Here is an 8,282-nt window from a genome sequence, read left to right as displayed (position 1 = left end):
ACGAAGGGGATATATTCGCTAAGGGTGGGTCATTTTCTTTCCGGCGAACCTGGGTCAATTATATCCCGGCGGTGACATCAACAACCTTTATTCTGGAAGCGGCTTACTTTACTTCTTCCTCAAGTATCACAAAGCGATGGTTTTCATCATAAGTAGAGACATATACAGTTACATTGGTACTACCCTTTTTTCCACTAATAATGTGATATACTGGAGTATATCCTTTTGCTTCTTTCGGTGTTTTTTCCCATTCTTGCCTGTTGAGGGCTCTTATTTCTGCAGTAGTAACGATATCTAACTGATAAACTTGTTTCGCAATTTCTATGGCTCTGTCCTCGGACACATTTATGGTACCTGGCGCATTATCAGGATCATCGCTTTCAGATGAACACCCCCATCCCATCAACAAACACATCAATATAATACTGGTGTACGTAAAAACTTTTTTTACCAAACGGCCCCCTCCCAGAATTTTTCCTTATTTATACTCAGCAGTTGGAGTGTCGATTTATCATTCAGGCTCTGCTGTTACACATCTCGCGCTCCATTTGCAATAAATTGGTTCCAACGTAACACGAAAAGGATTGAGCTTCGCCCCACGCAAAGTTCAATCCTCCCATAGATTTTCATTTAAATCGAAAGGCCACCATCGACAGGAATTACAGCGCCATTGATATAGCTAGAATCATCGCTTGCCAGGAATAAATACACATTCGCAACATCTCTTGGTTTTCCAAGTCGTTGGAGAGCTATTTTCTCCCTCATGCCTTGAAGTACAGTTTCCGGCATTTTCTCTGTCATAGGGGTCATGATAAAGCCGGGAGCCACAGCGTTCACAAGAATTCCCTTCCTGCCAAGCTCTTTTGCCCACGTTTGTGTCATGGCAATCACCGCCGCTTTCGATGCGGCATAATTCGTTTGACCGAAATTCCCCATTCTCCCCACAATGCTGCTTGTATTAATGATTCTGCCAGCGCCTTCCCTGATCATATGAGGTACTACCGCTTGTGTACAATGAAAGACACCGGTTTGGTTAATGGAAATCACGCGGTCCCACTGTTCCTGCGTCATCTTTAAAAGCGTTGCGTCCATGGTGATTCCGGCATTATTGATCAAAACATCAATTTTTCCATATCGGTTGATTACTTCACTGACCATCCAATCCACTTGATCGCGTCTGGATACGTCAACGGCCAGTCCAAGGCCATTCACCTCGTTTGCCACTTTTTCCACCTGCTGCGGATCGCAATCAACGACAACAACATGGGCCCCTTCGTTTGCAAAACATACACTCGCTTCTTTGCCTATTCCCCCTGCTCCTCCCGTAATGATGACAACTTTCCCCGCAAGTTTCATACACGACACTCCTCATCACATTTTCGAATCCATCTTTAATGAGTTGCAATCAAGCTCTATTTGTCAAAATTATCCGAACAACATGTCCAATGCCAATACGCCAAGTATGCCGTAAATCGCTACAAGGGTATACATGAAACATACAGATTTGATGGTTTGACCAATCGTCAAATTAAAATACTCCTTTGTCATCCAGAACGAGACATCGCTCGGCGGAGCCCAGGCAATGGAAGCGCTTCCGATTGCAAGTACCATTAATTCAGGACTCACACCAGTTTCCTGGACGATGGGCAGCATAATTCCCGCTGTAGTTAACACCGTTACGGTGGCAGAACCTACAGCCAATCGAATGATCAGAGCAATCAACCATGCCAAGATAAAGGGAGAGATATCCCAACCGCTAGTGAAATCGGCAATGTATTTTGCCATGCCGCTGTCAAGGATTACTTGCTTGAATGCGCCGCCTCCACCGAGGATGAAAATGATCCCTCCCATGGAGATCAGTGCTCCTTCTGCAATTTTCATTATTTCAACGATCGTCTTTCTCTTTTTACGCAGACCAAACACGTAAACGGCGACGAGAAGGGAAACAAGCAGTGCGATATCCGCATTCCCGATAAAGGTTAATGTTTGATTGATCATCGACGTTTTCGGAAATGAGAACTCAGCAATGACCCCGATCAATATCAAAATAACAGGTAACAACGTTGTAAATACTGACGTTGCAAAGGATGGGACCTCATCCATGTTAAATTCTTTCTTCGTAACCAAATGATTGGGGATACTGATCTCCCAATTCCGATACAGCCTAGTAATGAACGGACCAAAAATCACTGTAGCCGGAATGGCCAGCAAAAATCCATATCCCAACACAACACCCAAATTCGCCCCTAACGCAGCTGAAATTGCGGTTGGTCCTGGATGTGGCGGTAAGAAGACATGGGTAATGGAGATTGCAGCCAGAAAGGGCATTCCCACTTTCATCAATTTTACTTTCGCTTCATTGGCTATTGTATACACGATGGGAATAAGCAAAATATAACTTACTTCATAAAATAAGATAACCCCTAATACAAATGATGCGATACAAATCGCCCAATCCACTCTTTTTTCACCGAAAATATCAATTAAAGTTGAAGCAATTCGGTTCGCTCCGCCACCTTCCGAGATGATTTTTCCAAAAATCGCTCCTAATCCAATAATAATCGCCAGATGCCCTAGCGTACCTCCAAGTCCCGATTCAATGGATTTCACGATCGCTAACGGCTCCATTCCCAGGAAAAGTCCGACGAAGATTGCGGATAACATGAGCGATAAAAACGCATTAAACTTACATACAATGACGAGCAGAAACAATAGGACGATCCCTAAAAATAATGCGATAAGCGGCATACATATACACTCCCTTCCATTTTGGAGGATTCTGTGATTTCAACGGGGGCTTTTCCCGCGTTCCTATAAACTCGAACCAAAATAGACAATATTGTCTTCGAATTTCGGAGGTCTGCCCTTCTTCTCCGCTTCTTTCACCAAATGAACGACCAAATCGTTGTACGGCGTTTGCAGCCCTGCCTCCCTTCCTTTTTTGCTAACGAAGCCGTTGATATAATCAATTTCTGTCGGTCTCTTTTTCTCTAAATCTTGCAGCATGCTGGCTTTTGTATTGCTGTGCGGTCCCCATACTTCTTGGTAAAAGCTCATTTTATTAGGTACGTCATCGTGACCCTGGAGTTCAAGAAATTCCATGTCTTTTCCCTGCATCGGCTCCAAGCGGATTCCGTGCGCATGTGCCACCTTGATCGTTTCATCGGCAATATGGGCCAAATGAAACATGGCTGCCTCATTCCTCAAGATGTCACCGAAACGGCAACCTAATGCCGCCGACATTCCGCTAAATGTGGCATTCATCAAGAGTTTTGCCCACTTGATTCCCTGAATGTTTGAAGAAATATGACAATGTCCAACGAGATCCAGCACTTTCTTTACTTCCTGGATGCGAGGCGTTATCGATCCGTCCAGTTCTCCAATGTCAAACGCATAGTTTTGCATCGTATGTACTTCCGTTGCCAGTTCTGAAATCCCTGGTCCCAACCATGTAGCCCCGAAACCGACCACGCCTCCGATGGTTCTTTCGCGTCCGATCACGGACGAGACATAATCCTCAGGCACACCATTTTGCAGCGTACACACGATGCTGTCCTCAGACAGATGGGGGAGTAATTGTTCCAGCGTCGTTTTGTTATAAACCTGTTTGGTCAACAGAAAAACCAAATCGTACGTACCTGTCATTTCGCTGGGCACAATCGCCTTTACGGGTACACAAAGGTCCAAAAAGCCCGTAATTTTTGCCCCTGAATTGTTGAGTGCGTCCACATGCTCCTTGTTAATATCGATTAACTCAATCTCTTGCCCCCCTTTCGTAATAAGCCCTCCGATGATCGTACCCAACGAACCCGCACCCATAATTGCCATTCTCATCTGTTTTCCTCCTCGTTCACTCGCCGATTCTCTTGATTGGTCTGATGTGAAATCTGGTCCGATGTGAAATCGCTTACATTTTTTCGTGTAAGGATCGTTCTCAATACATGTTCCGCTGCTTATGGATGTTTTGTTGCACCTTTGGATTTCTTCAAACCCAAAATCTCTCTCGCTTCATTGGGCGTTGCAACGTCTCTCCCCAGCATGTTTGATAAATGGACGATTCTTTCCACAAATTGCGCATTCGTCTTTGCTAATTCCCCTTTTCGAAAATAAACACTGTCCTCCATGCCCACGCGGACATGCCCCCCCAATAGAATGCTCATGGTATTGATCGTCAATTGATCTTTACTTGCGCCGATCGCTGACCATGTTGAACCGGGGGGAAGGCTTTCAACCAAAAACAGAAGATTTCTAGGGGTAGCCCGCATTCCTCCCTGTATGCCAAGGACAAATTGAAAATGAGCGGGCAAATCAATCAGACCTTTTTCAGCCATTCTCATCGTATTCTCAAGCATTCCGACTTCGAATATTTCAATTTCCGGCTTTATCTGATGTTCTTTCATTTTTAACGCCAATCGCTCCAGAAACTGCGGAGAGTTATGGAAGACATGCGATCCAAAATTCATGGTACCAGCATCAAAGGTCGCCATCTCCGGTTCCAATTCACAAACCTTCAGTCTGTCTTCGTCGTTCATAAACAAACCGCCAGCCGTCGTTAAGTTGATAATGATATCGCATTTGTCCTGAATGCGAGTCACGACTTCCCTGTACGTATCCAAATCCAAGGTATTGTTACCGTTTTCATCTTTCACATGAATATGTGCGATCGATGCACCCGCTTGCCAAGCCTCATAAACAGAATCTGCAATTTCCTTTGGAGTAAGCGGCAGATAGGGAGTATGCTCACGAGTCGTCTGTGATCCCGTGGGGGCAACAGTGATAATCAATTTTTCCATCGCAATTCCTCCTCGTATCGTCTATTGAAAGCTTGATCGTAAAAGACTTATCGAAACGTTTCGATAGAAAACGTAAAAAAAGACGTGAAATCCCTGTAGATTTAAGCTCACATGTTTGTGAACAAAGCGGAATTAAGGATATTACCGCTCTCTCACAACCTGCATCGACACACAACCACTGCTCTTCTGTCGAAACGTTTCGCTATTCGGTATTTTTATTATAATGAGCGCAATGTATAGAATCAATTGTTTTTGCCGAAAATTTTTATAATTCCCAACTTACCTGCTTCACTACAGCCACAAGAAAAAACCATTTTCACTTTCATAAGAAAGGAAACTGGTTTTTCATAAATACAGATATCAGCTTCATTTTCTTTTTTGTGCACCGCAGCTTTCACGGATTACCAAGGATGGCGTGAGAATAATTTGCCGCGCCACCATCTGTTTCTTTTCCTGTATCATCTGCAGCAGCAATTCCATCGATAATTTCCCCATCTCATACGTGGAGTGATCGACACTGGATAGGGGAACCAGGAAATTTTCCGAAAAGGAGCTGTTATCATTTCCGATAACAGCAATATCCTCGGGTACGCGAATTCCCGCTTCTCTTAGCCCCTTGATCACCCCGAACGCGACAATATCGCTCACAGCACAGATCGCCTCGGGCAATTCTTTCACCTGTTCGAGCATCTTTTTTACATTCCGGTATCCCGATTCCATAGAGTATTCCCCGTCAAACACAAGCATGGGGTCTACCTCTAATCCGTGTTGAGCCATACATGCGATAAATCCAGCTTTTCTTTCCCGTGCCGTGTTGATTTCCAAATTGCCGCCAAAATACGCAATTCGTTTGTACCCTAGAGAAACCAGGTGATTTACGGCTAATTCAGAACTGAGCGGATTGTTGATTCCAACAAAATTTTTATCATACCCGGGTGGTTTTCGATTGATTAACACATATTTTAACCCTGTTTTTTCAATTTCGTTTAAATCCTTCGCTGTAGCAATATTCGCCAGAAGAATGCCATCGACCTGTTTTTCGACCATGAGCTCTAAATATGCCTGAATGCGATTTCGATCATTTGAGATATTACATAAAATTACATTGATGTTATTGTCAAATGCCACATCTTCAATGCCTTTAATCATCGGCGGGTAAAAGGGATTTAAAATATCTGTCACAATGAAGCCAATGGTATTCGTGGACTTCTTTTTCAGGCTCCGTGCTACTGCATTTGGCCGATAATTCAGTTCCTCAATCGCCTGCATCACTCTTTTCGTCAGTTCCGGACTCACATATGCGGATTGATTAATGACGGCCGAAACGGTCGAAAGTGACACTTTCGCTCTCTTGGAAATGTCCTTCATCGTAGCCATGTGAACCCTCCACGAAAACGTTTCGATACTTTTAATGTATAATAAATGTAGAACAATTGCAATTTTATTACGGTTTAAAAAATACAGTACATGTAATCAAACGGAAGCATTGGTGCCATCACCCCCTGTTATGAAGACCGGTGCGGTCATTTACAGCGGGATGGGCGGTTCGCCGCATGTGATGCTCGGAAATCATGCATTGTTTGGCGCGGACGCGCTGAAAGACGAAAAAAGAGCCGAGGAAATCAGGAAGCATCCCTGGATTTCGCTCGGCTTTCGCTCTTTCAAAACGGCTTTGCAATATCCGCTCCAAATCCGCGCCTCCCAGCGGACGTCACGGATTGCCGTTATCCGTTTTTCCAGATGTACCTTGGCCCCTCAGTTCCAATTACTCCACTCGGAATAAACCCCGCTTTTTCAAGAACTCTTTGGGAAGCAATATGATCCGGCTCTGTTTCTGCTTCGATCGATAACACTCCTGGCTGTTTCGATGCCCAGCGAACTGCTGCGGATACTGCTTCCGTCATCAAACCTTTTCCTTCGTATTCCGGATTTATTCCGTAGCCTATTTCAACCATTCCATTGTCGTTCAGTCCTTTGAACGACAAACTGCCAACAATTTTTCCGCTTCCATCGTTTAGCTGCAACACCCACAGCGCATGCCAAATACGTTGCTCCGGATTCTTTAGGCAACCGTCAAGCATTTCTGAATAAGCGGCTTTCAGCGCTTCGTTTGATTCGTTATGAATCACGTCACGCATTTCTTTATCAGAAAGCGGATAAATGTTCAGTCTCTCTGTTTGAATCATCTCGATATCTTCTCTTTCTATCCTTTCATTCAGGGTTATATGATGGTTGTTAAGAAACCGTTTCGTCCATTTATAACTTTAAAAATAGTATCGTAAGTCTGAATCTCATCACGCACCCAGGTGTAGCTTTACTGCGTGGATGGCATCATTCCATTTCGCTGGTACAGGGCCTATTTCTTTCCAAACTGGGCGAGCCTTGCACGGGCATCGGTAAAGTCCCCTAGACTCGAATAGCCGTATAGCGTCTCCAGCCTCAGTGCGTCGTCCAATGGGCGTCCGATCAGTTCAAGGATGGTCTCCTTGGCGGAACGAACGGCATTGCGGCTGTTGCGCCGTATCATGTGCGCCGTCTCCTCGGCGGTCTGCATCAGTTCTTCCGGCGGCACGACGCGGGTGACCAGTCTTAGCGCGAGCGCCTCCTGGGCCGAGACCTCCCTCCCTGTCAGGGTGAGATCAAGGGCCACGCCGACCCCGGCCACTGCCACCAGGCGGACCAGGCCGCCATCGCCTTGGTGCAGGCCATAGCGCACCTCGAAGACACCGAATTTGGCCTTTTCGGAAGCGATGCGGATATCACAGGCCAGGGCGATTTCCAGGCCAGCGCCGACGGCATAGCCGTTGATCGCAGCAATGATGGGCTTGTAGATACGGTGCTGCCCACGAGTCAGCCCACCGCCGAGGCCATGGGGGATATTCTTGCGGATATCCAGCATGTTGGCCCCCTCCCACTTGGGGATAAAGGTCTTCAGATCGGCGCCGGCGCAAAAAGCCCGCCCACTGCCGGTGAGAATGGCCACATCCACGGCATCGTCGGCGGCGAAATCCCGCCACACTTCCGCCAGTTCTACGTTGGTAGCCTCGTCAATGGCATTCATCACCTCGGGGCGGTTGAGGGTGATATAGGCCACGCCATCGCTTTTTTCATAGAGAACATTGCTCATAAGGATGTACCTCCCGGCGTCCCCTACCAGGGGACATCTACGTATTTGTCCAGCTTGGCCTTGGCGATGGTCAGGCTGGCGTGGGCGACGGTCTTGCGTTCATACTGCAATGTCCACGGAAGACGCCGACCTAGGGGGAAAAGCGCCGCGCCTCCAGCCGTAAGGTGATGATCTTCCCTGGCGGGATCGGTGCGGTCAGACGGATCTTGAAAAAGGAAACGACGGTGATTTCGTCCTCCGCTAGGGCTCCGTTGGGGGTCTGTCAATGATTTTGTGTAAACTCCAATAGCCGTTAGGCTCAGCGGAGATATGGTTGAACTCGCTCCGGAAACTGAACGGACAGTTGCAACAGAATTTGGCCC

Annotated in this window: 9 protein-coding genes; all 9 read right to left on the bottom strand. The window is 46.3% G+C overall.

Annotation, left to right across the window (positions count from 1 at the left end; genetic code table 11):
- Positions 1-103 precede the first annotated feature (103 nt).
- The 9 genes from FOI68_RS22510 to FOI68_RS22470 all read right to left on the bottom strand — a co-directional run bounded on the left by FOI68_RS22510 (position 104) and on the right by FOI68_RS22470 (position 7,920).
- Complete coding sequence (locus tag FOI68_RS22510; RefSeq protein WP_143864398.1) at positions 104-454, bottom strand: hypothetical protein; 351 nt, start codon at positions 452-454, stop codon at positions 104-106.
- A 176-nt stretch (positions 455-630) separates the two neighbouring features.
- On the bottom strand, positions 631-1,356 hold the full coding sequence (gene fabG, locus FOI68_RS22505; protein WP_143864397.1) for a 3-oxoacyl-ACP reductase FabG: 726 nt from the start codon (positions 1,354-1,356) through the stop codon (positions 631-633).
- A 69-nt stretch (positions 1,357-1,425) separates the two neighbouring features.
- The gene (locus FOI68_RS22500; protein WP_143864396.1) at positions 1,426-2,748 is read right to left on the bottom strand and encodes a gluconate:H+ symporter; all 1,323 of its coding nucleotides are present in this window, start codon (positions 2,746-2,748) and stop codon (positions 1,426-1,428) included.
- Between the two features lie 63 nt (positions 2,749-2,811).
- Entirely contained in the window at positions 2,812-3,834 is a 1,023-nt protein-coding gene (locus FOI68_RS22495; protein WP_044897962.1) for a ketopantoate reductase family protein, read from the bottom strand.
- 119 nt (positions 3,835-3,953) lie between these two features.
- A complete protein-coding gene (locus tag FOI68_RS22490; RefSeq protein WP_035298967.1) occupies positions 3,954-4,793 on the bottom strand; it encodes a beta-keto acid cleavage family enzyme in 840 nt (279 codons plus the stop codon).
- Positions 4,794-5,159: 366 nt separating this feature from the next.
- The gene (locus FOI68_RS22485; RefSeq protein ID WP_044897960.1) at positions 5,160-6,170 is read right to left on the bottom strand and encodes a LacI family DNA-binding transcriptional regulator; all 1,011 of its coding nucleotides are present in this window, start codon (positions 6,168-6,170) and stop codon (positions 5,160-5,162) included.
- A 118-nt stretch (positions 6,171-6,288) separates the two neighbouring features.
- Positions 6,289-6,483, bottom strand: coding sequence for a hypothetical protein (locus tag FOI68_RS22480; RefSeq protein ID WP_143864395.1), 195 nt, complete (start codon positions 6,481-6,483; stop codon positions 6,289-6,291).
- A 34-nt stretch (positions 6,484-6,517) separates the two neighbouring features.
- Positions 6,518-6,979, bottom strand: coding sequence for a GNAT family N-acetyltransferase (locus tag FOI68_RS22475; RefSeq protein WP_143864394.1), 462 nt, complete (start codon positions 6,977-6,979; stop codon positions 6,518-6,520).
- A gap of 170 nt (positions 6,980-7,149) precedes the next feature.
- On the bottom strand, positions 7,150-7,920 hold the full coding sequence (locus FOI68_RS22470) for an enoyl-CoA hydratase/isomerase family protein (protein ID WP_143864393.1): 771 nt from the start codon (positions 7,918-7,920) through the stop codon (positions 7,150-7,152).
- Positions 7,921-8,282: the final 362 nt, after the last annotated feature.

Source organism: Brevibacillus sp. LEMMJ03, from assembly GCF_007197875.1.
Classification (GTDB): Bacteria; Bacillota; Bacilli; order Brevibacillales; family Brevibacillaceae; genus Brevibacillus; species Brevibacillus thermoruber.
The sequence above is the reverse complement of the archived record's forward strand: the minus strand, read 5'-3'. Positions and strand labels throughout refer to the sequence as shown.